Origin of the sequence: Amycolatopsis sp. NBC_01488 (genome assembly GCF_036227105.1) — a bacterium.
Classification (GTDB): Bacteria; Actinomycetota; Actinomycetes; order Mycobacteriales; family Pseudonocardiaceae; genus Amycolatopsis.
Window position 1 is genome coordinate 6442469 of sequence record NZ_CP109434.1, and the last position, 23302, is coordinate 6465770.

Consider the following 23302-nt stretch of genomic DNA (forward strand, 5'->3'; position numbering starts at 1 on the left):
CCGCCGGTCCGGCGGCCCCGGGTTCGTCAGTCCAGCATCGAGTTCTTCGTCTCCGGGGCCCACTTCACCGACACCACGAGCCCCACGACGAGGACGAGCGTCAGGATCAGCATCGTCGGGGAAAACCCGATCCCGTCCAACGCGAGTGGCAGCAGGAACGTGCCGATTGCCGAGCCGATGCGGCTCAACCCGTTCAGCAGCCCCACGCCCGAGCTGCGCAGGTCCGTGGGGAACAGCTCCGGCGGGTACACCTGGTCGAGGTTGACCGCCGCCGACATGGTGAACGTGAAGACCAGGAACAGCGGGAACAACAGGGCCGTCGGGGCGTCCGGCCAGACCGCCATCGGGGCCATCGACGCGATCAGCACCGCGAACGACCAGATCGTCAGGCCGCGGCGGGTCATCTTCGCCACCAGCCACAGGCCGCCGAGGCTGCCCAGCAGCAGGAACAGGTTCAGCAGGCCGTCGCTGGTGGTGTCCTCCTCGCCGATGCCGATCTTGAGCAGCACCAGCGGCAGGAACGTGTAGATCGCGAAGTAGGGGATGACCTGGGCGTTGTAGAAGATGGCGCCGAACGCCGTGGCGCGGCGGTACTGCTTGCCGAACAGCTCGCGGTACCTCGCGCGCCGCTCCGGGCGGTGAGTGGCCACCAGCTGGTCGAACGCCGCTTCGTCGCCGCGCAGCCGGCGCACCACCGCGCGGGCCTGGTCGAGGCGGCCCTGCGTGAGCAGCCAGCGCGGGGACTCCGGGACGCCGATGCGCAGCAGCACCACGGCGATCGCCGGGACGCAGCTCGTCGCCAGCAGCCAGCGCCACGAGTCGCCACCCAGCGAAACCAGGTAGTTGCCGAGGAAGAACGCCGCGACGTACCCGACGGTCCACAACACGGTCAGCGAAGCCAGCAACCCGCCGCGGTACTTGCGGGGCACGAACTCCGCGACGAGCGTCGGCCCGAGCGCGTAGTCGGCGCCGATGCCGATGCCGATCAAGAGCCGCAAGACGAACAACTGCACGGGATCCTGGACGAAGAACTCGGCGGCCGACGCGACGGCGATCAGCAGGAAGTCCACAGTGTACAGTCGCTGCCGGCCGATCTTGTCCGCCGCCCAGCCGACCAGCACGCTGCCGAGGAAGATCCCGATCAGCGCCGACGCGCCGAGCAGGCCCTCCCACACCGCGCCGAAACCCAGCGAGGAGGCGATCACCGGCAGGGCGATGCTGATGATGCCCAGCTCGTAGCCGTCGGAGTAGTTGGCGCAGAACGTCAGCGCCGTGATGCGCAGGTGGAACCGGTTGAGGGGGACGTCGTCGAACGCGGTGTTTTCCGAAGAAGAGACCGCCTCTTGGTCACTCGGGGAGGAAGAGGTCTTGCTCTGCGGCATAGTCTTCGAAGCCTTCCAGTCGTTGCCGGGCCGTGGCGCCGGCCGCGTCGGCCATCGCCTCGACCAGCGCCACGGTCAGCGAGACGACCGCGGCGTGGGAGTCGAACACGAACTCCGACGCGACACCCGCGCTCAGCACGTCGTCGGCGAGCGGGGTGAGCGCCGTGACGGGCCGGTCCGTGATCAGGAGGGTGCGCAGGCCCAGCGCGCGGGCCTGCGCGAGCGCGGCGGCGCTTTCCCGCGGGTAGCGGGGGAGCGCGACCAGGACCAGCGTCCGCGCGCCACACCGGTGGGCGTGGCGCAGGGAATCGCCGAAGACGCTGCCGGAGTCGGTCAGCAGCCGGACGTCCGGGTGGATCTTCGTGGCCAGGTAGGCGAAAGCGGCGGCCTGGGCCGCGGAGACGCGGTAGCCCGTCACGACGAGCGGGACGGACTCCATCAGGCCCGCCGCGAGCGTCCGCAGCCGGGTGTCGTCGGCCAGCTGCGTCCGCAACGCCGTGAGGTTCCGGACGTCCGCGTCGATGGCGTCCTGGAACTTGTTGCCGCCGCGGTCGGGCTCCGGCTCGGCCGCGGCCTCGCGCAGGTAGCGTCGGAACCCGGCGTAGCCGTCGAACCCGAGCAAGGCGACGAACCGGGTGACCGACGGCTGGCTGGCCTGCGCGTACTCGGCGAGCTCGGCGCTGGTGAGCGCCACGGCCTCGGCCGCGTGGTCGGCGAGGTAGCTGGCGATGCGCCGCTGTGCTGGGGTCAGCCGGTGCGCGGTGAGCAGCTCGTGCAGCGACCGGGACACGCTGTCTCCGTCCTTGTGCGAATGAATAGTTTCATGTCACCTTAGGAATGAATGAAAACTTGTCAAGAGGGGTGGCGATGACCGACACCAACCGCATCGAGATCAGCGGGACCGGCCTCCGCTGCGCCGACGTGGTGCGCGTGGCCCGGCGCAGCGCCTGGACGGAGCTGGCTCCCGACGCCGTGACCAGGGCGGAGGCGAGCTACCGGCTGGCCGTCGAGCTGGGCGCCAAGCGCGCGGTCTACGGCCGCACGACCGGGGTCGGCGCGAACCGGCACACCGTCGTCGACCCGGAGTCGGCCGACCACCACGGCCTGCGCCTGCTGCGCAGCCACGCGGGCGGCACCGGCGAGCCGCTGCCCGACGACGCCGTGCGCGCCGTGATGGCCATCCGCCTCAACCAGCTCGCCGCCGGCGGCAGCGGCGTGCACCCGCGGCTGCTGGACGCGCTGCAGACGGCGTTGCGCGTCGGCGCGCTCCCGCACGTCCACTCGCGCGGCGCCATCGGCACCGGCGACCTCGCCCAGCTCGCGGAGATCGCACTGACGCTCGCGGGGGAGCTGCCGTGGGCGGCCGGCGACCTCGACCCGGTCGCGATCAGCCCGGGCGACGCGCTCGCGTTCATCTCCAGCAACGCCGCCACGCTCGGCGAGGCCGTGCTGGCCTGGCACGACCTGAGCCGGCTGCTCGCCGCGAGTCACGTCGTCACGGCGCTGACGTTCTGCGCGCTCGGCGGCTCGGCCGAGGCGTACTCGGAACGCGTCCACGCCGCGCGTCCGCACCCGGGTGCCGTCCGGTGCGCCGCCGAGATGCGGCGCCTGCTCACCGCGGCCGACGACCTGCCCGAGGGGCGCCGGCTGCAGGACCCGTTCGGGTTGCGCGCGTTCCCGCAGGTGCAGGGCCCGGCGCTGGACGCCGCGGCCGCCGTCGAACGCGTGCTGGCCATCGACCTCAACGCCGCGGCGGAGAACCCGCTGATCGACGTCGAGACCGAGCAGGCCTACCACCACGGCCAGTTCTCCACCGCGCACGTCGCGCTGGCGTTCGACCACCTGCGCGCGGCGCTGCACCACGTCGCCGAGCTGTCGACCGCGCGGCTGGGCGACCTGGTGGAGCCGGACCTGAGCGGCCTGCCGCCGTTCCTCGCCGAGGGGCCGGCGGGCAGCTCGGGGATCATGATCCTGGAGTACGTCGCCCACGATGCGCTGGGCACGCTGCGGCACGCGGCGTCGCCGGTCACGCTCGGGACCGCCGTGATCTCCCGCGGGCTGGAGGACCACGCGAGCTTCTCGACGCACGCCGTCCGCAGCACGGTCGCCGCGACCGCCGCGTACCGGACGGTGCTGGCGTGCGAGCTGCTCGGCGCGGTCCGCGCGCTGCGGCTGTCGGGGATGCGGCTGCCGGAAACGCCGCTGCGGGAAGCGTTCCGCCTCGCCGACGGCGGCCTCCCGCACATCCCGGAAGATCACCCGCTCAGCGCCGAGATCAAGCAGGCGGAGCGCCTGCTGGACCGGCTGGCGGTGCTCTGAGACCTGTTACGAGGAGCGGACGGCGGTGCGCGTCCGCAGCAGGCTGGCGACGACCGAAGTCGCGAGGACCAGGCCGGCCACGCCCAGGGACAGGCCCGTCGGGATCTTCCAGATCTCCAGCAGCAGCATCTTCACACCGACCCAGACGAGGACCAGCGCCAGGCCGAGCTTTCCGGCCGCGTCCACAAGAGACAGTCGCTTCGGTACTGGCCGGCTACCGCGTGGCCGTTGCCGAAGCGAACGAGGTCATCGACGCGTGCACCGACCTGACCGAGCCGGTGGCCCGCCCGGACGGCACGCCGCCGTTGATGCGCTGGGCGCTGGTCCACCTGATCGAGGAGACCGGACGCCGGCCACGCCGACATCCTGCGCGAGCTGATCGACGGCAGCACGGGCCGGTAGGAAACGCCGGGCGCGGGGTATGCCGCCGGTATGACGATCCGGGCCCTGATCACGAACGACGACGGCATCGGCTCCCCGGGGCTGGCGGCGCTCGCCCGCGGCGTGGTCGCGCACGGCTGGACGGTCGTCGTCGCCGCGCCCGCCGAGGAGGCCAGCGGGACGAGCGCGGGCCTGTCGGCGGCCGGAAGCGACGGCCGGGTGGCGGTCGAGCGGCGGGAGCTGCCGGGCCTGCGCGGCGTGCCCGGGTACGCCGTCGCCGCGCACCCCGCGCTCATCGTGCTGGCCGCCGCGCAGGGAGCGTTCGGCGAGCCGCCGGACGTCGTGCTGTCCGGGGTGAACCTCGGGGCGAACGTCGGGCGCGCGGTGCTGCATTCGGGCACCGTCGGAGCGGCGTTGACCGCGTCACTCCACGGCGTTCGCGCGCTCGCCGTGTCGCTCGACGTCGGGCTGCAGGCGCGGCCGGAGCCGCACTGGGACACGGCGGTCGCGGTCGCGGCGACGGTGTTCGACCGGCTCGCCGCGCTGCCCGCCGGGACGGTGCTGAACCTGAACGTCCCCGACCGGGCCGACGCCGGACCGCCACGCCGCGCCGGCCTGGCCGAGTTCGGCGCGGTCCGCACCCGCGTCGAGGACGACGGCGACGGCGCGATCACCCTCGCCGCCGCCGTCGTCGAGGGCGAGCTTCCCCCGGGCAGTGACGCGCGCCTGCTCGCCGAGGGGTACTCGACGGTGACGGCGCTGCGCTCGGTGGCCGAGGACTCCGGTGTCGAGTTGTGACGTCCCGGCTCCGGCGGCCCCGCCGTGCGACAGTGACGGCATGAACGTCCGGAACGGGAGCGGGGCGAGTTCGGTCGCGGAGCTCGCCCGGATGTCGGCGTGGACGGTGACCGGCTCGCGCGGGCGGTGGATCACCGCCGAACGCGCTCTCACGCTCGGCGGCCGGCGGTGGGTGGTCGGGCTGACCCCGACCGCCGCCGACGCCACGGCGTTGATGCTCTGGTGCGACGACGACATGGTCGCCCACCGGCGCGGCGCCGAGGCGGCGCTCTGCGGGATCGCGCTGCGCTGGGTGGCCAACTTGCTGGCCGGCCGGCCGTGGGACACCCGCTGAGCCGAAGGGCACCGGGCCGTCTTCCCCGAAGAAAGCGGAAGACGACCCGGGCCCGCCGGTGGTGAGGCGGGCCCGGGTTCGGTGCTAGCGGATGCCCTTGGCCGCTGCGAAGTAGGCGTTCGACGGCGCCAGGAACGACATCACCACGCCGGCGATGGCGGCCAGCACGCCGACGTAGCCGACGATCGTGCTCTGCCCGATCAGCAGCGACAGCAGCTGCAGGGCGGTGAGCACCGTGAGCACGATGCGCGCCCAGTTCCGGCCGGCGCGCAGCTTGAACGCGAACAGCAGGTACAGCGCGGCGATGACCACGGCGATCACGACCGCGGTGATCATCGCGATGGTCACCGCCTGGTCGATTTGCGCGTCGGTCAGGCCGCCGCCGTTTTGTCTGTTCGAATTGCGCAGCGCGTCGGTGATCGAGCCGCGGTTTCCGAAGATCAGCAAGCCGCCGACGAGCCCGATGACGGTCGAAGCGATGAACGCCCAGAAAGCGCCTTCAACGGTGCTGGGCCGTGCCGGAGCGGCGGCAGGGTGGCCCGTGGCCGCGGAGTCGGGATAGTTCGGGTAGTTCGGTGATTCGGTCATGGAGACCGAATAGCACGTTTCCGCGTCATCCGCCGATCAAGTCGCCATTTCCGGCGCCCAACCGTGATGTCACCTCCGGCTGATCGCCTCCCGCTTGACGAATCCGATCACGGCGGTCGCGACGAACAGCACCGCGCCGACGATGATCAGCCAGAACAGGCCCTTGATGACGATGCCGAGCACGGCGAGGACAGCCCAGATCACCAGCAGGCCGATGAGCAGACCCATGACAGCTCCCTCCGACGATGTTGGCGGGAGAGATACCCGGTGCACGCCCCGGCTACACCTGGCGGGTGCGGCGCCAGTACGCCCAGGTCACCGCCGGCGCCACGGCTCCGGCGCCCGCCGGGACGATCGCCGCGGTGTCAGCCGTCCCCGCCCGACGGGGGAGTGCGCGCGTGCAGGGTCGCCTCCAGCTTGGCGAGCAGGCCGGTGAGCGTCGTGCGCTCGTCTCCCGTCAGCCCGCCGATCAGGTCCGCTTCGTGCTCGAGCAGCCGGCGCACGGTCGCCTCGATCAGCGCGTGCCCGGCGTCGGTCAGCTTGACCGCGACCGCGCGGCGCGACACCCGAGACGGCGACCGCGCGACCAGCCCGGCCTGCTCGGCGCGGGCGATCCGCTGGGAGACCGCGCCCGCGGTGACCAGGGTCCGGCGCGTGATTTCGCGGGTCGTCAGCTCGTACGGCGGCCCTGCCCGCCGGAGCACGCTGAGCAGGTCCAGTGTGGACGGGTCGATCCCCAGCTCCGCCAGCGTCCGGCGCCGGTCGTCGGCGAGGAGCTTGGCGATGCGCCAGGCGGGCGTGATGACCTGGATGGACTCCGTGCGCACGCCGGGGAGCTCGCGCTGCCACGCCTCGGCGATGTCCGCGGCGGGCCAGCGCAGGATCGCTTCCAGCGGATAGCTGTCGTTGGACACCCTCGACCCCTCGTTGCTACGTTTAGAGCTAAACATAGCAGAGGAGGACCTTCTCGTGAGTCGCATCGTGCTGGTCACCGGCGGGGGGAGCGGGCTCGGCAAGGCGGTCGCCGCGCGGTTCCGCGCGAGCGGGGACACCGTGGTCGTCACCGGCCGGAACGCCGACCGGCTCGCGCGCACGGCCGGCGAGCTCGACGTCCGGCCGATCCCGTGCGACGCCACCGATCCCGCGCAGGTCGCCCGGCTGGCCGACGAGCTGGGCCCGGACCTCGACGTCGTCGTCAACACCGCGGGCGGCAACACCGACTTCGGCGCGGACCGGGAGCCGGGACTCGAGGGCGTGCTCGCGGCGTGGCGCGCGAACCTGGACGCCAACCTGCTCAGCGCGGTGCTGACGACGACCGCGGTGCTCGGCAAGCTGCGGCCCGGCGGCACGATCGTCACCGTCGGGTCCATCGGCGCCGAATACGCGTCCTCGTCCTACGGTGCGGCGAAGGCGGCACTGGCGGCGTGGACCGCCGGGCTGTCCGCGGAAGCCGGCCCGAAAGGGCTTACCGCGAACCTGATTTCGCCGGGCTACATCGCCGAGACGGAGTTTTTCCGCGGCAGGCTCACCGAACGGCGGCGGGAAGCGTTGATCGCCGCGACCCACAACGGCCGGGCCGGGCACCCCCGCGACGTCGCGGAGACCGCTTTCTTCCTCGCTTCCGAGGGGGCGCGGCACATCACCGGCCAGACGCTGCACGTCAACGGCGGTGCGCACACCACCCGCTGACCGTCCACTGTGGAGTAACCGGGTACGCCTGTGCATCCGCACCTGCAGATGACGCGGAGATGAACTTCGCGCATCCGTCAGGTGACCGATGTCTGACGTCCGCGTGACGCGGAGCATTGCTCCCGGAGCCCAGGGGCTCCGGAGCCTCGAGTCCGAGGAGGAGCGATGTCCCGTGGTACCGCCGTTTCCGCGATCGTGGTGTTCGCGCTGGCCCTGAACCTGCGGCCGGCCGTGACGAGCCTGGGGGCCGCCCTGCCGGACGTCTCGGTCGCCCGCGGCCTGACCGCCGCCGTGCTCGTCGCGCTGCCGCTCTGGGCGATCGGGGTCGGCGGCTGGGCGGCGCCGTGGCTGTACGGCCGCGTCGGCACGCACCGGACCGTCACCGTGTCGCTGGTCGGGCTGGCGTCGTCACTGGCCGGGCGGGTGCTGGGCGGTTCGGCGCTCCTGCTGGTCGGGACGGTGCTGGCGTGCCTGTCCCTCGCGGTGCTCGGCACCGTGCTGCCGCTGCTGGCCCGGGGCTCCGCCGCCTACCCCCTCGGGCTCGGGCTGGGCAGCACGGTGGGCGCCTTGGTGACCCCGGCCGCGGTGACGTCGTCGTCGTGGCGGGTCGGCCTGGGCCTGTGGGCGGTCGCGGCGGTGCTCGCCCAGCAGCTGTGGCGGCGCACCCCGGGCGAGCTGCGGCCGCCGCGCGCGGCGGCCGTGAAGGTCCGCCCGTACGCGCTGACTGTCTACTTCGGACTCGTCTCGACGGTGACGTTCCTGGTCATGGGCCGGTTACCCGGGATCCTCCGCGACGCCGGCGTCCCCCCGGCGACCGCGGGCGCGTGCCTCGCGCTGTCGATGGCGCTCGGCCTCCCGATGATGTGGCTGGTCCCGGGCTGGACGCGGCGCTGGCGGGAGCAGACCCTGCTCGTCGTCGTCCTGGCCGTGCCCAACGTCGTCGGGGTGGCCGGCCTGCTGCTGGCCCCCGCGGCCGCGCCCTGGGTGTGGTCCGGGGCCACCGGGCTGGGCATGGGGTCGCTCGCGTTCGCCCTGACGACGATCTCGGTCCGCAGCGCGGACGACTCGCCCGCGTTGTCCGCCGTCGTCCAGGGCGCGGGCTACCTGGTCGCCGGCTTCGGCGTGCTGACCTGCGGCTGGCTCTACACGCGCACCGGTTCGTGGGAGGTGCCGCTGCTGCTGGTCCTGGCGATCCTGGTCGGCCAGGTCGTCAGCGGGCACGTCACGGTGGCGCACCGGAGCACGCCACCGCTCGCCGTGGCCGCCGCGCTACCGAGTCCCCGGCTGCCGGGCGACGCGGGCGACCTGGCCGAGGCCGGCGATCCGGCTCATCGCGGTGGCGAAGCCGGCACCGGTGCTGCGGACAGCCGTCGGGAACCCGATCAGTGCCGGCGCGGCGGCGGTCATGAGCAGCTTCCGGCGCTCGAACCGCTCGAGCAGGCAGCCGGTGGCGACGCCGAGCACCGCGAAGCCGTCGCCGGCCGGCGAACCCAGTGCGTTGTCGCCGAGGCGCAGCGCGGCGCGGACCTGCGGCGAGAACGTGCCGGCGAAGACCGTGCGCAGGCCGCGGTTCTCGGTGTCGGCCAGCTCGACGTCGAGGTCGTCGCGCCCGATCGGCTCGTCGGCTTCGGCGCGGCGGCCCTTGCTCAGCAGCCGGCGGGCGGACTCCGGGACCCCGCCGCGTAACCGGTCCGGCGCTCAGGTGAGCCGGGCAGTGGTCGGCGGTTTCGGCCGCGTTTCCCAGCCGAGGTGCGCCGAGACCTGCGCGGCGGCCTCGGCGGTGACGCGGCCGGCGGCGTCGAGGCGCTCGCCGAGCCGGAGGGCGGGCGCGGAGACGTTCAGCGCGGCGACGACCCGGCCCCGGAAGTCCCGGATCGGCGCGGAGACCCCGACGAGGCCCTCTTCGAACTCTTCGCGGACGCGGGCGTAGCCGTCGCGACGGGCTTGCTGGATCTTCGCCCACAGCTCGGGCAACGTGTGCACTTCGGACAGTGGATGGCTCGAGGCGAGCGCGGGGAACCGGACGTACAGGTCGTCCGGGGAGGCGTCGAGCAGCAGGACGCGCCCGGCCGACGTGCAGTGGGCAGGCACGCCGCGGCCTTCCCAGCCGTGCACGCGGAAGGAGTGCCCGGACACCGAGAGCAGGGTGAGGACCTCCTGGTCGCGCAGGACGCAGAGGTGGTTGGTCTCTTCCAGCTCGGCGGACAGCGCCCGCATCACGGGCTCGGCGGCCCGGACGAGCCGGTCTTCGACCGTCCGGGCGACGAGCGAGAACAGCCGCCACCCGAGCCGGTAGCCGAGCGTGTCCGGATCCCGTTCGACGACGCCTTCTTCGGCGAGCGCCTTGAGCGCCCGCGAGACCTGGCTCTTCTCCCGCCCGGTGAGCTGAGCGAGCCGCACGACGCCGAGTTCGCCGGCCCGCTGTGCTTCCGGCGAGGCGAGCGCTTCCAGCAGGTCCAGGTCGCGGCGGAGGCCGTGCCCCGGATGCCTGCTGTCGTCCGGGAGTGCCATGGCGCCGAAGTTAACAGCCGGTGTCTCGGCCCGGCGAGACCGAGTTCGGTGGCGGTGGCGGCCCGGGTCCGGCCCGGCGCTGGGAGATCGCCGCTGCCTGGGCCCGTGCCCGCGCCGCCTGCCCAGGTGGTTGCGTCGCCCGATCCGGTGAGGTGGCCCGATCGCCAGGGCCGCCCCGCGAGGCCGCGCCGATCGCACCACCGCTCCCCAGCCTCGCGCGACCCGCCCGGCCGGGGAATCTCCGGAGCGCACCTCGAGGACCGCGTGTGGTTGGCGCGAGCGCAACCCGCGTTGCAATGTCCCGCCGGGCCTTGCCCGTCATTTCCGGCCGCTCCTACCGTCGATGCCGCCGCACCTCCCACCGACCTGGAGCACCCATGACTTTCGCGTCCACCACGCTCATCGGCGAGGCCTTCGTCGGCGAGGGTGCCAACGCCGCCCACACCAACGTCGTGCTGGGGCGGCGGGGTGGACCGGTGGAAGCCGCCTGGGCCACCGCGCTCGCCACGCCCAGTGCGGGGCACGTGCCGTTCGTGACGGTGCTGCGGCCGTCCGTGCCCGTGCAGCCGCCGACGCTGTTCGTGCCCAAGGCCGCCGCGCACACCGAGGTGCACCGGCGGGCCACCTGGGGCGCCGCGCAGGCCGGGCTCGCCCAGGGCGTCACCGATGCCGTCGAGGCGGGGGACCTGCCCGCCGACGAGACCGGTGCCCTCCTGCTCATCGCCGCCATCTGGGTCGACGCGGGCGTCGACGACCTCGACGAGGCCTTCGCCAACCAGCGCGCAGCCGCCGCCCGGGCGATCCGCGCCGCCGTCGAAGGCACCCCCACCGCCGCCGACGTGCTCGAAGCCGCGCGTCAAGGCGCCGCCAACCCCTTCTACACGCCGCCTCCCGAGGCGGTCGCCCGATGAAGATCACCGCCATCACCCTCGACCGGCTCCGGCTCGAGCTGGACCCGCCGCTGCGCGCCGCCTGGGACCCGGACCCGCGCCGGCACTTCGACGCCACGATCGTGCGCGTCCGCACCGACGACGGCCTCGTCGGCATCGGCTCCGGCGACACCATGGCCGGCTTCGAGGCCGTCGAGCACCTGTTCCTCGGCGAAAACCCGCTCGACATCGTCCGGCACGTCAAGGCCATCGAGACGGCCAACTTCCACGGCGGCTGCTTCTGGCCCCTCGAAGTCGCCCTCTGGGACATCATCGGGCAGGTCGCGGGCCTGCCGGTCGCCACGCTGTTCGGCAACGCCACCCGCTCGCTGCCCGCGTACGCCTCGTCGGCCGAGCTGAAGTCCCCCGAGGAGCGCGTCGAGACGGCGTTGCGGGCCCGCGAAGCCGGGTTCCGCGCCATGAAGATCCGCATCGACCGCGACCACGTGCACCGGGGTATCGCCGCGGTGACCGCCGTCCGCGACGCGCTCGGCCCGGACTTCGAGATCATGGTCGACCTCAACCAGTCCTGGCGGATGGCGGGCGACACGAGCGCCGCGTCGGACCTCGCGAAGACCCGCAAGCTGGTGCGCCGGCTCGCCGAGCTGGACGTCTTCTGGGTCGAGGAACCCCTGCCGTACCACGACCTCGACGGCTTCAAGGCGCTCCGCGCGGAGAACCCGGGCGTCCGGATCGCGGCGGGGGAGATGCACCACTCGGTGCCGGAACTGCTGCGGTACCTCGAGCACGACGTCCTCGACGTCTACCAGATGGACGTCGTGCTCGCGGTCGGCATGCACCGCGCGCGGACGCTGGCCGAGCTCGCGCAGCTCAAGCACCGCGCGTTCACCCCGCACAGCTGGACCAACGGCATCGGCGTGCTGGCCAACCTGCACGTCTCGGCCGGCGTCGGCGGCGGCCCGTACTTCGAGTTCCCCTGGGACCCGCCCGGCTGGACGCCCGAACGCCGCGACTTCATGCTGGGCGAACCCCTGATGATCACCGCGGCGGGCGAGCTGGAAGTCCCCCAACGCCCCGGCCTGGGCATCGAACTGGACGAGGAGGCGGTGGACCGGTGGCGGATCTGACCCACCAGGACTGGCTGGCGGCGGCCGGGCGGCTGACGCCCGAGACGAGGCCGTTCATCGGCGGCCGGCACGTGGAGTCCACTTCGGACACGACGTTCCCGAGCGTGTCGCCCCGCGACGGCCGGGAGATCGCCCGCATTCCCGCGGGCAGTGAACAGGACGTCGACCGCGCGGTGCACGCGGCCCGCGAGTCCTTCGAGGACGGACGCTGGCGTGACCTGCCGCCCCGCGAGCGCAAGCGGATCCTGCTGCGCTGGGCCGAACTCGTCACGGAACACGCCCGAGAACTGGCCCTGCTCGACACGCTCGAGATGGGCAAGCCGATCAGCGAGTCGCAGCGCGTCGACGTCGCCAAGACGGCCGAGACGATCGCCTGGTACGCCGAGACGATCGACAAGACCTACGACGAGGTCGCGCCCACCCCCGGTGCCGCACTCGCCTGGATCACCCGCGAACCGCTCGGCGTCGTCGGCGCGGTCGTGCCGTGGAACTACGCCCTGCTCATCGCGTCGTGGAAGCTCGGCCCGGCCCTGGCCACCGGCAACTCCGTCGTGCTCAAGCCCGCCGAGCAGACGTCGCTGGCCACGCTGCTGCTGGCGCGGCTGGCGACCGAAGCCGGGCTGCCGGACGGCGTGCTCAACGTGGTGCCCGGGCGCGGCGAGGTCGTCGGGCAGGCGCTCGGGCGCCACCGGGACGTGGACAAGATCGCCTTCACCGGCTCCGCCGAGGTCGCGCGGCTGTTCCAGGTCTACGCGGGGGAGTCCAACGGCAAGCAGGTCGCCGTGGAGGCGGGCGGCAAGTCGCCGCAGCTGATCCTGCCCGACGCCGACCTGCCGGCCGCGGCGTCCGCGGTGGCGTGGGGCATCTTCTACAACGCCGGCCAGACGTGCAACGCCGGTTCCCGGGTGATCGTGCCCGCCGCGCTGAAGGACGAACTCCTCGCCGAGGTCGTCAAGATCACCGAAGAGACGTTCCGGTCCGGCGACCCGCTCGACCCGGCGACGGTGTTCGGCCCGCTCGTCGACCACGGCCAGCTCGAGCGCGTCCTCGGCTACCTCGACGCCGCGCGGGCCGAAGGCGCGACGATCGTGCACGGCGGCGGCCACGACGGGCTGTGGCTGGAACCGACCATTGTGGACGGTGTCCGGCCCGGCACGACGATCGAGCGCGAAGAGGTCTTCGGGCCGGTGCTGTCGGTGCTCACCTACGACGGCTCGCCCGAAGAAGGCCTCCGCTTGGCGAACGACACCGACTACGGCCTGGTCGCCTCGGTCTGGACCCGCGACGTCACGACCGCCCACCGCGTCGCGAAACGGCTGCGCGCCGGCACGGTCTGGATCAACACCTTCGACGCCAGCGACGTCATCACTCCCTTCGGCGGCTTCAAGGCCACCGGCGCGGGTCGTGACAAGTCGCTGCACGCCCTCGACGCCTACACCGCCCTCAAGACCACCTGGCTCAACCTTCCGGAGATCTAGCATGAAGATCGGTTTCATCGGCCTGGGCAACATGGGCCGCCCGATGGCCCGGCACCTGATCCTCGCCGGCCACGACGTCACCGTCCACGACGCCCGCTCCGAAGCGGCGCTGGAGCACCTCGGCCTCGGCGCCCGCTGGGTCGACGACCCCGCCACCTGCGCCGACGGTGCCGACGTGCTCATCACCATGCTGCCGACGCCTCGCGTGGTCGAGGACGTCCTCCTGTGCGGCGGCGCGGCCGAAGCGCTGCAGCCGGGCGCGCTCTGGATCGACATGTCCACTTCGACGCCCGCGGTCGCCCGCCGCGTCGCCGGAGAGGTCCTCGACGGCCGCGGGGTCCGGCGGCTCGACGCCCCGGTCAGCGGCATGGCACGCGGCGCCGAAGCGGGCACGCTGCAGATCTTCGCCGGCGGCGACGCGGACGACTTCCGCGAGGCGCTGCCGCTGCTGGAAGTGCTCGGCGACCCCGAGAAGATCCTGCACGTCGGCGCGGCGGGGCACGGCTACACCGTCAAGCTGATGATCAACCTGCTCTGGTTCTGCCACGTCGTCGCCACCTCCGAGGTCCTCGCGATGGGCGTCAAGGCGGGCGTCGACCTCGGGGTGCTGCGCTCGGCGCTGCTGGCCGGCCCGGCCGCGTCGCACTTCCTCGAACACGACGTGCTCTCGATCCTGGTGGACGGCGACTACGACGACTCGTTCGCGCTGGTGCTGGCGTGCAAGGACCTCGGGCTCGCCGTCGACCTCGGCCGGGACGTCGGGGTGCCGGCCGAGCTGTCGGCGCTGGTCGAGCAGATCTTCCGCCGCGCGAAGGCGGCCTACGGCGACCTAGCCGGGGAGATGAGCCCGGTCCGGCTGTACGAAACGTGGGCGGCCCAGGACTTCCGGCTGCCGTTCCCCGCCGTCCGGGCCGTCTGAAGGAGGCCGGCATGCGCCTGTCCGTCGAACCGGCCGGCCGCACCGAATACGGTCCCGGCGTGGTGGCCGAGCTGCCCGCATTCGTCTCGTTTCTGGGGCACGCCAGGGTCTTCGTGGTCACCGACCGCGGCCTGCGGGCCACCGGGATCGTCGAGCGCGTCGAGAAGATCCTGACCGCGGCCGGGATCGAGCACGCCGTCCACGAGGACGTCGGCCCGAACCCGTCGACGGCCGAGCTGGACCGTGGCGCCGCCCGCCTGCGTGAGTTCGGCGCCGCGGCCGTGGTCGCGCTCGGCGGCGGGTCGGCCCTGGACGCGGCGAAGGGCATCTCGCTGCTCGCCGGGAACCCGGGATCGGCCGCCGCGGACGCGGACTTGCTGTGGGACGCGGGCGACGGGCTGCCCCTGATCGCCGTGCCCACCACGGCCGGTACGGGTGCCGAGACCAACGGCTTCGGCGTCACCGAGGACACCTGCGCCCGCCGGAAGGTCTACATCGGACACTCGTCGGTGAAGCCGCGGATCGCCGTCCTGGACCCGGAACTGACACTCGGCCTGCCCGCCCGCGGCACCGCCGCGACCGGCTTGGACGCGCTGGTCCACGGCATCGAGTCCCTGGCCGCACGCGGGGCGACGCCGTTTTCCGCGGCGTACGCGACGCAGGCGGTGAGCCTGGTCGGCCGCTGGCTCCCGGCGGCGTACCGCGACGGCGGCGACCTGGAGGCGCGCTCCGGGCTGATGCTCGGCGCGCACCTGGCCGGGCACGCGCTGACGTTGTCCGGCCTCGGGCTGGTCCACGGCATCGGCCACGCGCTGACCGCGCACACGGGCACCCCGCACGGCGTCGCGCTGGCCGCGGTGCTGGAGGAGGTGATGGCATTCAGCGCCGACGCAGCCACTCCGGCCTACGAGACGGCGGCCCGCGCGCTGCGCCTGCCACCGACAGAAGACTGGGCGGGCGCGGCGATCGAGGCGGTGCGCGAGATTTCGGGAGCGATCGAGATCAAGCGGCCCCTGCGCGAGCTCGGCGTCCTCCGGGCGGACATCCCGGCGATCGCGGCGGACGCGGTCGCCGACGCCGTCACCAAGAACGCGCCGCGGCTGCCGTCGGAAGCGGAGGTGGTGGAGCTGCTACAGGGGGTCTACTGACCCGGAGCTACGCGGCGAGGTCGGCCGCCACGGCCAGCACGTGGGGCGCCAGGGCGTCGGCGATCACCGCGTACCCCGCCGACGACGGGTGGAACCGGTCGGCCGAGAACAGCGCGGCGTCGGCGGCGAAGCGGGCCGTGAGCTGGGGCCCGGCGGTCGCGACGGCGCCGCCGGCCCGGATGGCCGCTTCGGCCTGGGCCTGCGCGTACTGGCCGCTCGCCGCCGAGACCAGGTGCCGGTACGCCGACGGCACGCGCGAGACGATCCCCAGGTCGGGGGCGGGAACCACGATGACGCGGGCGCCGGCGCGGACCAGCCGGGCCACGGCGTCGTGCAGCTGCCCGGCGGCGACCGCGGGCGGGACGAACCGCGCGAGGTCGTTCGCGCCGATCACGATCAGCGCCAGGTCGACGCCGGTGCGCAGCGCGGCGCCGGCTTGGCGTGCCAGGTCGTCGGAGCGGGCACCGGGCACCCCGAAGCCGTGCAGGTCCACGCCGTGGCCCGCGGCCCGCAGCCGCCGGGAGAGCCGCTGCCCCAGCGTGTCCTCCTGGCGGGTGCTGCCCACGCCGGCCGCCAGCGAGTCGCCGAGGACGCAGAATCGGAGAGTGGTCATCGAGCGGTACAACGTCCGGGCTGGCGGCGTTGTTTCCCGTCACGGGTTCGCGGTCACCCAGGTCGCGATCCGGGCACGGTTCGTGAAGCCGAGCTTCGTGAGGATGTGCTGGACGTGGCTTTCCGCCGTCCGCTCGGAAATGTGCAGCAGCGCGGCGATCTGCTTGTTCGTCAGGCCGTCGGCCACGTGCGCGGCGACCTCCCGTTCGCGGCGGGTCAGCGGGCCCGGTGTGTCCCCGTGCAAGGTGGCCGCCAGCGCTTCGGTGTCGCGCCGCAGCGGAGCCATGCCGAGCCGCTCCGCCGTCGCCGACACCGATGCGGCCATCCCGAGCGCCTCGGCCACGTCACCCGGGCGGCCGCGCCGGGCCAGGACCTTGGCCAGCTCGAAGCGCGCCAGCGCGGCGTAGGGCGGGGTGCCGGCTTCGTCGTTGGCCGCGATCGCGAGCCTGAACTCCCGGACCGCTTCGTCGAGCCGGCCGGCCGATGCGGCCGCGAGGCCGAGGTACCGGTGGACCGAACCGGTGACGAGGACCGCGCCCGCGCCGCCGGTGACGAACAGGCCGGCGTGCGGGCGCAGGAGCGCCGCCGCCTCCTCGAGCGTCTCGGGTGGCCCGAACTCCGCGCTCAGCTCCACGGTCACGGCGGCGACGGGCAGCGTCGCGGGCACCGGCGCCGGCTCGCCGGCCGAAGCCCGCCGGTAGAGCTCGGCCGCCCCGGCCCGGTCGCCGGTCTGCAGCAGCCACCCGGCGTGCAGCAGCGCCACGAACGGCGGGGCGTTCTCGGTGAAGATGCGCTCCATCGCGGGCGTCACCAGGTCGGTCCGGCCGGTGAGCCCGGCGACGTTGGCCAGCACGGAGATCGGCACGCCCCGCAGGGACAGGTGCGCTTCGTCGGCGACGAGCGCAAAACTGCACCGCAGCACCTCGACGGCTTCGTCGAACCGGCCGCGGGCGATCGCGATCGTGGCGGTGCTGCGCAGGTGGTGCCACCGCGCGAGCGGACGGCGGAGCCGCTCGGCCAGCACCCCGATCAAGGCGAGCTCGTGCTCGGCCTCGCCGAGCCTGCCGAGCATGAGCAGCGCGTCCAGCCGCCACAACCGGCCCCACTGCAGCGCATCGGCGTCGGCGCGGTCCTCGCCGAGCGCGATCATGCGGTGCGCGAGGGCGAGCCGCTCGTGCACCCCCTCGGGTGCCGAGCGCACCATCTGCCGGGCCCGCACGGCCGAGCGGAGCACGTCCGGGTCGCCGAGCCGGTCGGCGATCGCCAGCGCTTCGGCGGACTCCGCTTCGGCCTCCTCGCCCCCGAGGAACCCGGCTTCGCCCGCGTGCAGGGCGAGCAGCCGGGCCCGCAGCGAATCGTTCCCGGGCGGCAGGCCCGCGAGCGCCTCCCGGGCGACCTTGGCGCCGTTGAAGCTGCCCCACGGGTCGGACAGGCCTTCCATCGCCAGCGCCACCTCGCCCAGCGCCGCCGGGTCCCCGGCCTCCCGCGCCGCGTCGGCGGCCGCGGTCAGGGCCCGGGAACCGCGCTCGATCCCACCGCCGCGCAGGTGCGCGATCCCTTCCCGGAGCCGTAGCCGTGCGCGGTCGGCGGCGGGAGCGGGTGCCGCGTCGAGCGCCCGCCGGTAGAGCTCGGCCGCCCGTTCCCAGGCGAGCTGGCCCAGCGCCTGGTCCCCGGCCCGTTCGGCCCACAGCGCGGCGCGCGCCGCGTCGCCGACGGGCAGCGACTCCAGCCAGTGGTGGGCGATCTCCGACCTCCGGGCCGGGTCCCGCCGCTCGAGCCACGCCGCCAGCCGGGCGTGCGCGGCCAGCCGCGCCGCTGTCGGCAGCCCGGCCGCCGCGGACTCGCGGATCAGGTCGTGCTGGAAGCTGCCCGCGGTCACGATGCCGGCGTCCGCGGCCTCGTCGAGGTCGGTCAGGACGTCGGCGGCCGGCCGATCGAGGACGTCGGCGAGCGCGGCCGCGTCGACGTCCCGGCCGAGCACGGCCGCGGTCGCGACGAGCCGGCGGCACGATGCGCCCAGCCGGGCCAGCCGCGCCCGGACGGTGTCCACGACGCCGTCCGGCAGCGCGTCCCCGGCGGAGCCGACCAGCTGGGCCAGCTCGGCGACGAAGAACGGGTTGCCGCCCGAGCGGCGGCTGACCAGCGTCGCGATCTGAGGCGGGACCCCGCCGCGGCCGAGCTGCTCGGCGACCTCGGCCTCGGTCAGCCCGGTCAGGCGCACCCGAGTCAGCACCGGCTCGCGCGCCAGCGCCGCCAAGGCCGCGGTGAGGGCCGCCCGGCCGGTCGTCTCGGTGTCGCGGTAGGTCACCACGAGCAGCACGGGCGCCCGCTCGAGGTCGCGGGCGAGGTGGACGAGCAGGGCGAGCGACGCCGCGTCGGCCCACTGCAGGTCGTCGAGCACCGCGAGCAGCCCGTGCGGTGCGGCCGCCTCCCGCAGGCCGTCGGCGAAGGCTTCGAACGCGGCGAACCGCGCCTCGGCCGAGCCGCCGGTGTCCCCGGTCGGGAACGGACGGTCCAGCGAGCGGGCCAGCTGCCGGAAGACCCAGTAGGGCGGGCTGCCCTCGTCGTCGCTCGCGCGTCCCCAGCCGACCGGCACGCCCTCCCGCTCGGCGTGCCGGGCCAGCTCGCGGGCCAGGCTGGTCTTGCCGATGCCCGGCTCGCCGACGACCAGCACCAGCCGGCCGCGCCCGGCCCGCGCTTCGGCGAGGCCGGCGCGCAGCAGGTCCAGCTCGCCGGCCCGGCCGACGAAGCCGCGGCCGAGCTCCATGCGCCCGTACGATACGGCGCGCGAGCCGGATCAGCGCGGTTCGCCGGGCCAGCGGAACTTCGGCCCGGCCGGCCAGATCGGCGCCGGGAACCACGCGGCCCGCGCCAGGCCGGCGACCAGGGCCTTCAGGAACTTCCTCATGCGATCCACGTCCCTCGCGCGCACACCGCGCGGACCCGGAGCAGGGCTCGCGGGTCGGCCAGCGGATCGCCGTCGACGGCCAGCAGGTCGGCGTCGAACCCCGGCGCGACGCGGCCCTTGCGGTGCGCGAGCCCGCACACGCCGGCCGCGACCGACGTGATCGCCCGCAGCGTCTCGGCCGGCGAGAGGCCGACCTGGCGCAGCATCAGCGGCGCCCACGGCAGCACGCCGTGCGGCTTCACCGGCGCGATGCCGGCGTCGGTGCCCGCGACCACCCGCGCGCCGAGTTCGTGGAGGCGTCGGTAGTTCGCGACGACGCCGGGCATGCGCTGGGCGATTTCCGCGGGCGGGGCCAGGCCCTCGACCGGCACCATGCCGACCGTCGCCCCGACGGCCACCCCCTGGTCGACGACGGCGCGCAGCAGCTCTTCGGAGTGGTCGACGCCGGTGGCCGACCAGAACGTCAGGTGTTCCATGCCGTCGACGCCCGCGGCGAGCGCGTCGGCGATGGCCGAGGTGCCGTGCGCGTGCGCGGTGACCGGCAGCCCGTGCCGATGCGCTTCGTCGACGGCGGCACGCAGGACGTCGCGGTCGAACTGCGCGCACTCCTGCCGCGTCCCCGGCGTCATCGTCCCGCCGCTGGCCATGATCTTGACGACGTCGGCACCGCGTTCGACGTGCTCGCGCACCGCCGCCCGCACCCCGGCCTCGGTCGCGTCCGCGACGCCGCCGAGGAAGTGGCAGTGCCCGCCCGGACTGGTGATCGGCGGCCCGGCGGCGACGAGCGTCGGCTGGTCGGCGCGGTCCCGCAGGGCGAACGAGAGGTAGCCGCGGTCCCCGAGGTCCCGCACGGTGGTGACCCCGGCCCGCAGCGACGCCCGCCCGGCCGCGGCCATCGCGGCGATCGCCTGGTCGTCGTCGCGCGCGGCGAGCCGGGCGACGGGCTCGGAACTGGCGTCGAAGGCGAGGTGGACGTGCGTGTCGACCAGCCCGGGCAGCAGCGTCGCCCCGCCAAGGTCGACGACGTCGGCCCCGTCGGGCGCGGCCCCGCCGGACTCGACGCCGAGGATCGTGGTGCCGTCGAGCACCACCAGCGGGTCGGCGACCAGCGCCGAGCTCACACCGTCGAACAACCGAGCCGCCCGGATGGCGGTGAGCCTGCGCCGCTCGGTCACCACAAGCTGTTTCGTCATGCGGGCCACGATGACCCGGCTTCGCGGCGGGCGCGTCGGGGCAACTACGGAGACGCGGTACGGAGATGCTGCCGATCGGGCGAACCCGTGACCACCGGGGCGCACTCCTGCTCGGTCACTCGCTGAGCATACGTCCGGTGACGTAGTCGCGAAGCCGCTTCCGCGCCGACGCGGACATGGGTGCTCCTGCGGGAAGGTCGGGCGGTCATCCGTCCGACCCTCAGGAGCACCCGTGTCCACCTCTCGCACCCCGCCGATCGCCGGGGCCGCCGTCTTCCTGGGCGCCTTCCTCGCAGCGAGCTTCGCCGGCGGCGCGCTCGGCGACCGCGGCCTGCCGCTGCCCGACGCCCCGGCCGCCGACGTCGCGGCTTACTACGGCGCCAACCCCGCCGCCGCGCTCGTCGTCGCCGGCCTCCAGGTCGTGTCCGTCCTCGGCTTCGCCGCCTTCGCCCGTGCCGTCTCCCGAAGGCCGGTGACGGCGGTCGCCGCGATCTCCGTGCTGGCCATGCTGGTTTCGAGCGCGCTCACCGTCGTCCTCACGATCGTCGCCGGCTCGGCGTCCCTGGCGACCGTCCAGGCGTTGCGGCTCGGCAGCTTCTACTCCGGCGGGGTCGGCGCCGTCGTCACCTTGGGCGTCTTCGTGATCATCACCGCGAAGGGGCTGCCCGCCCGCTGGTTCGGCTACGTCGCGGGCAGCCTGGCGATACTTTCCGTGCTGTCCCTGGCTTTCCCTGTCGTGAGCGTCCTGCTGCCGGTGGGCCGGGTGCTGTCGATGGCGTGGACGGTCGTCGCCGCGATCCTGCTCGCCCGGGACCGGCGGACCGGCCTACCCTCGGGCCATGGGGGAAATCGGGCTCCGGTCACCGGCCGGTGACGCCACGGGTCCGGAGGTGACGGCGCCGGGGCTGCGCCGCCTCCGCGCCGGCCGCCGCCGCTGGACGTTCGCGCTGATCGCCGCCGCCGTACTGCTGGGCGGGGCATCGCGGTCACGGTCTTCCTGGACCGGGCCGCGGACCAGCTCCTGCACACCGCTGCCGATCACGGTCCTCCGCCGGATCCGGTGGGTGCGCCGGCTGCGTGCCGCCCGCCGCACCGGGTGGCGCCCCGCCGTGGTCACCGTCGCCCCGCACCGGGCCCTCGCCGCGAAGGACCACCACGCGCCGGACCTCGAGATCGGCTACCGGGACGGCACCACCGCCACCGCCCGGAGCGCCCACGCCTTCCGCGTGGCGGCACTGAGCGACCGGCCGCGCCGGCCCGCGTGGGTCGCCGGGACCGGCAAGGACCTCAGCGTCCTGTTCCGCGACGGTCCCGGCGGCGGGCCCTTCCTGGTCCCGGCGGCCGAGCGCGTCAGCGGTCGCGGTTCAGGGCGCTGACCTCGTCGCGGAGCCGCGTGCGCGACGCCATCGCGTCGGACAGTCGCGTTTGGACGGACGGCGCCGCGCTCCGCACCGGCCCGGCGACCGGGTACACCCGGTCCTCGCCGGGCAGCGGGACACCCGGGCACGTCGTGGCGGCGGGCCGGGAGTTCTTGGTGAGGAAGACGTTCACGAGACCGTCGACGCACGGGTTGCCCGCCAGCGCGTACTGGCCGTGGAACGGCGAGTCGTCCACCGACACCAGCGGGACCCGCGCCGACCGCGCCGCGGCGGAGGCCTGCTCGTAGCCGGTCTGCGGGTCGAATTCGCCTTGCACCACCAGGATGTTCGCCGCCACCGAGGCGGGCACGTCCGGCAGGTCGTGCTGCGGCCGGTCGGACCAGAAGCCGCAGGTCTCACCGAGGCCGTACGCCCAGCCGAACAACGGGTACCGCGGGCCCTGCCGGTCGCTGAGCCGCCGGTACCAGGCCGCCGAGCGGGTCGGCTGGTCGCCGCACGCGACGGCGAACCGGGTGCCCGGCCGCTGCGTGTAGTCCGGCGCCGCCGCGGCCACCCGGTCCGGCGTCAGCGACGCGGCGGGAACGCCGAACGCCTTGCGCGACACCGCATCCAGCGAGTCGGCGAACTTGGCCGGGGGAGCCGCGGAAGTCCCGTCGAGCGCGGCGGCGCCCTGGAGGAAGACCAGAGCGCCGATGAGCCACTGGATCTCGCTGCCGTTGCCGACGAAGATGCTGTCGAACGCGTCGGGGGAGACGCCGTGGCTGCCGTAGTAGGCGCGGACGCGTTCCCACTTCGCCTTGACCTCGGCGGCTGTCCCGCCGAGCTGCGCGGCGAAGTTCCGGGCCAGCCACGGCAGGTAGACGTCGTCGAACTGCCGCTGGTCGATCACCGGGAACGCCTCGAAGTCGGCCTGCAGCCGCCCTTCGAAGTTCACGCTGGAGTCCAGCACCGTCTTGCCGGTGTGCTCCGGGAACAGCGACGCGTACTTCGCGCCCAGCCACGTGCCGTAGGAGTAGCCGAGGTAGTTCAGCTTCTCGTCGCCCAGGAGCGTGCGCACCAGGTCCATGTCGTGCGCGGTCTGCCACGTCGTGACGTACGGCGCGACGGCGTCGCTCTGGCACGCCTCGGCGGTGGCCCGCGGGAGCTGCTGGTGCGCTGCGACGCTCGCCGCCGACCGGTCGCGCGCGTCGAGGGGGCCCTGCGGCAGGCGGCCGACCGGGACCTGGCACTGGAAGCCCTTGTCGTCGGTGCCCGCGTGGCCGGTGCCGCGCGGGTCCATGCCGACGAAGTCGTAGAGCCGGTGCACCGACGGCTCGAGCGCGGCGAGCGCGCCCGCCAGCGGCGTGCCTTGGCCGCCCGGGCCGCCGGGGTTCACCAGGATCGCGCCCTTGCGCTCGCCGGTCGCGGCGGCGCGGCTGACCGACACCTGGAGATCGGTGCCCGCAGCCGGGGCGGCCCAGTCCCGCGGCACGGTGACGAGCGCGCACTGCACGGGCGCGTCGCCCGCGGCGGGCTTGAACGGGCAGTCGCCCCACTGGAGCTGCTGCGTCGTGTACGGCGTGAGCGGGTCCGCGGCCGCGGCGGGCACCGCCGCCGCGAAGAGGGCGGCCGTGGCGGCCGCCAGTCCAGTCCGGGAGATGCGCACC

General features: G+C 74.2%; 22 protein-coding genes and 1 pseudogene. 13 read left to right on the plus strand and 10 right to left on the minus strand.

Annotated features, from left to right (window positions below; translation table 11 throughout):
- Window positions 1–26: 26 nt before the first annotated feature.
- Together OG738_RS30565 and OG738_RS30570 are read right to left on the minus strand one after the other, a co-directional pair.
- Window positions 27–1382 (minus strand): MFS transporter, encoded by a 1356-nt coding sequence (locus tag OG738_RS30565; protein ID WP_329046049.1) that lies wholly within the window; start codon window positions 1380–1382, stop codon window positions 27–29.
- Window positions 1348–2172, minus strand: coding sequence for a MurR/RpiR family transcriptional regulator (locus OG738_RS30570; RefSeq protein ID WP_329046051.1), 825 nt, complete (start codon window positions 2170–2172; stop codon window positions 1348–1350). The genes OG738_RS30565 and OG738_RS30570 overlap by 35 nt, the downstream gene beginning before the upstream one ends.
- A gap of 77 nt (window positions 2173–2249) precedes the next feature.
- Between OG738_RS30570 and OG738_RS30575 the strand changes: the two genes are divergently transcribed.
- The 4 genes and pseudogenes from OG738_RS30575 to OG738_RS30595 all read left to right on the plus strand — a co-directional run bounded on the left by OG738_RS30575 (window position 2250) and on the right by OG738_RS30595 (window position 5214).
- On the plus strand, window positions 2250–3701 hold the full coding sequence (locus tag OG738_RS30575; RefSeq protein ID WP_329046053.1) for an aromatic amino acid ammonia-lyase: 1452 nt from the start codon (window positions 2250–2252) through the stop codon (window positions 3699–3701).
- Window positions 3698–4103, plus strand: a pseudogene (locus OG738_RS44775) (mycothiol transferase). The gene OG738_RS30575 and the pseudogene OG738_RS44775 overlap by 4 nt, the downstream one beginning before the upstream one ends.
- 30 nt (window positions 4104–4133) lie before the next feature.
- Window positions 4134–4880: a 5'/3'-nucleotidase SurE gene (gene surE, locus OG738_RS30590; protein WP_329046058.1), complete on the plus strand. Its 747-nt coding sequence runs from the start codon at window positions 4134–4136 to the stop codon at window positions 4878–4880.
- A 40-nt stretch (window positions 4881–4920) separates the two neighbouring features.
- Window positions 4921–5214 carry a hypothetical protein gene (locus tag OG738_RS30595; RefSeq protein WP_329046059.1) on the plus strand — a complete coding sequence of 98 codons (294 nt, stop codon included), beginning with the start codon at window positions 4921–4923 and terminating at the stop codon, window positions 5212–5214.
- 84 nt (window positions 5215–5298) lie between these two features.
- Here OG738_RS30595 and OG738_RS30600 read toward each other — a convergent pair whose 3' ends face one another.
- The 3 genes from OG738_RS30600 to OG738_RS30610 all read right to left on the minus strand — a co-directional run bounded on the left by OG738_RS30600 (window position 5299) and on the right by OG738_RS30610 (window position 6716).
- Complete coding sequence (locus OG738_RS30600; protein WP_329046062.1) at window positions 5299–5802, minus strand: hypothetical protein; 504 nt, start codon at window positions 5800–5802, stop codon at window positions 5299–5301.
- A 69-nt stretch (window positions 5803–5871) separates the two neighbouring features.
- Complete coding sequence (locus OG738_RS30605) at window positions 5872–6030, minus strand: hypothetical protein (protein WP_329046065.1); 159 nt, start codon at window positions 6028–6030, stop codon at window positions 5872–5874.
- A gap of 137 nt (window positions 6031–6167) precedes the next feature.
- Window positions 6168–6716: a MarR family winged helix-turn-helix transcriptional regulator gene (locus OG738_RS30610; RefSeq protein WP_329046067.1), complete on the minus strand. Its 549-nt coding sequence runs from the start codon at window positions 6714–6716 to the stop codon at window positions 6168–6170.
- A 55-nt stretch (window positions 6717–6771) separates the two neighbouring features.
- Between OG738_RS30610 and OG738_RS30615 the strand changes: the two genes are divergently transcribed.
- Both OG738_RS30615 and OG738_RS30620 read left to right on the plus strand, forming a co-directional pair.
- A complete protein-coding gene (locus OG738_RS30615) occupies window positions 6772–7491 on the plus strand; it encodes an SDR family NAD(P)-dependent oxidoreductase (protein ID WP_329046070.1) in 720 nt (239 codons plus the stop codon).
- 165 nt (window positions 7492–7656) lie between these two features.
- On the plus strand, window positions 7657–9177 hold the full coding sequence (locus tag OG738_RS30620; protein WP_329046072.1) for an MFS transporter: 1521 nt from the start codon (window positions 7657–7659) through the stop codon (window positions 9175–9177).
- Window positions 9178–9189: 12 nt separating this feature from the next.
- Here the strand turns inward: OG738_RS30620 and OG738_RS30625 are convergent, their stop codons facing one another.
- The gene (locus OG738_RS30625; protein WP_329046075.1) at window positions 9190–10002 is read right to left on the minus strand and encodes an IclR family transcriptional regulator; all 813 of its coding nucleotides are present in this window, start codon (window positions 10000–10002) and stop codon (window positions 9190–9192) included.
- Between the two features lie 377 nt (window positions 10003–10379).
- On the opposite strand from OG738_RS30625, the gene fae reads away from it, so the two are divergent.
- Genes fae through OG738_RS30650 form a run of 5 tightly spaced genes read left to right on the plus strand, consistent with a single transcriptional unit; the run spans window position 10380 to window position 15564 of the window.
- Window positions 10380–10913 (plus strand): formaldehyde-activating enzyme, encoded by a 534-nt coding sequence (gene fae, locus OG738_RS30630; RefSeq protein WP_329046077.1) that lies wholly within the window; start codon window positions 10380–10382, stop codon window positions 10911–10913.
- Window positions 10910–12019, plus strand: coding sequence for a mandelate racemase/muconate lactonizing enzyme family protein (locus OG738_RS30635; protein WP_329046080.1), 1110 nt, complete (start codon window positions 10910–10912; stop codon window positions 12017–12019). Before fae ends, OG738_RS30635 begins: the two co-directional genes overlap by 4 nt.
- Window positions 12007–13497, plus strand: a complete 1491-nt coding sequence (locus tag OG738_RS30640) for an aldehyde dehydrogenase (RefSeq protein ID WP_329046082.1) — start codon at window positions 12007–12009, stop codon at window positions 13495–13497. Before OG738_RS30635 ends, OG738_RS30640 begins: the two co-directional genes overlap by 13 nt.
- Window position 13498: 1 nt before the next feature.
- Entirely contained in the window at window positions 13499–14416 is a 918-nt protein-coding gene (locus OG738_RS30645) for an NAD(P)-dependent oxidoreductase (protein ID WP_329046084.1), read from the plus strand.
- An 11-nt stretch (window positions 14417–14427) separates the two neighbouring features.
- Window positions 14428–15564 carry an iron-containing alcohol dehydrogenase family protein gene (locus OG738_RS30650; RefSeq protein ID WP_329046086.1) on the plus strand — a complete coding sequence of 379 codons (1137 nt, stop codon included), beginning with the start codon at window positions 14428–14430 and terminating at the stop codon, window positions 15562–15564.
- Window positions 15565–15571: 7 nt separating this feature from the next.
- Here OG738_RS30650 and OG738_RS30655 read toward each other — a convergent pair whose 3' ends face one another.
- The 3 genes from OG738_RS30655 to OG738_RS30665 all read right to left on the minus strand — a co-directional run bounded on the left by OG738_RS30655 (window position 15572) and on the right by OG738_RS30665 (window position 20277).
- Window positions 15572–16177: an SGNH/GDSL hydrolase family protein gene (locus tag OG738_RS30655; protein WP_329046089.1), complete on the minus strand. Its 606-nt coding sequence runs from the start codon at window positions 16175–16177 to the stop codon at window positions 15572–15574.
- Window positions 16178–16216: 39 nt separating this feature from the next.
- Window positions 16217–18943 (minus strand): helix-turn-helix transcriptional regulator, encoded by a 2727-nt coding sequence (locus OG738_RS30660; RefSeq protein WP_329046092.1) that lies wholly within the window; start codon window positions 18941–18943, stop codon window positions 16217–16219.
- A 137-nt stretch (window positions 18944–19080) separates the two neighbouring features.
- Window positions 19081–20277 carry an amidohydrolase family protein gene (locus tag OG738_RS30665; protein WP_329046093.1) on the minus strand — a complete coding sequence of 399 codons (1197 nt, stop codon included), beginning with the start codon at window positions 20275–20277 and terminating at the stop codon, window positions 19081–19083.
- A 232-nt stretch (window positions 20278–20509) separates the two neighbouring features.
- On the opposite strand from OG738_RS30665, the gene OG738_RS30670 reads away from it, so the two are divergent.
- Window positions 20510–21151: a hypothetical protein gene (locus OG738_RS30670; RefSeq protein ID WP_329046094.1), complete on the plus strand. Its 642-nt coding sequence runs from the start codon at window positions 20510–20512 to the stop codon at window positions 21149–21151.
- Window positions 21117–21653: a hypothetical protein gene (locus OG738_RS30675; RefSeq protein WP_329046095.1), complete on the plus strand. Its 537-nt coding sequence runs from the start codon at window positions 21117–21119 to the stop codon at window positions 21651–21653. The genes OG738_RS30670 and OG738_RS30675 overlap by 35 nt, the downstream gene beginning before the upstream one ends.
- Here the strand turns inward: OG738_RS30675 and OG738_RS30680 are convergent.
- Entirely contained in the window at window positions 21628–23301 is a 1674-nt protein-coding gene (locus OG738_RS30680; protein ID WP_329046096.1) for an alpha/beta fold hydrolase, read from the minus strand. The genes OG738_RS30675 and OG738_RS30680 overlap by 26 nt on opposite strands.
- Window position 23302 lies beyond the last annotated feature (1 nt).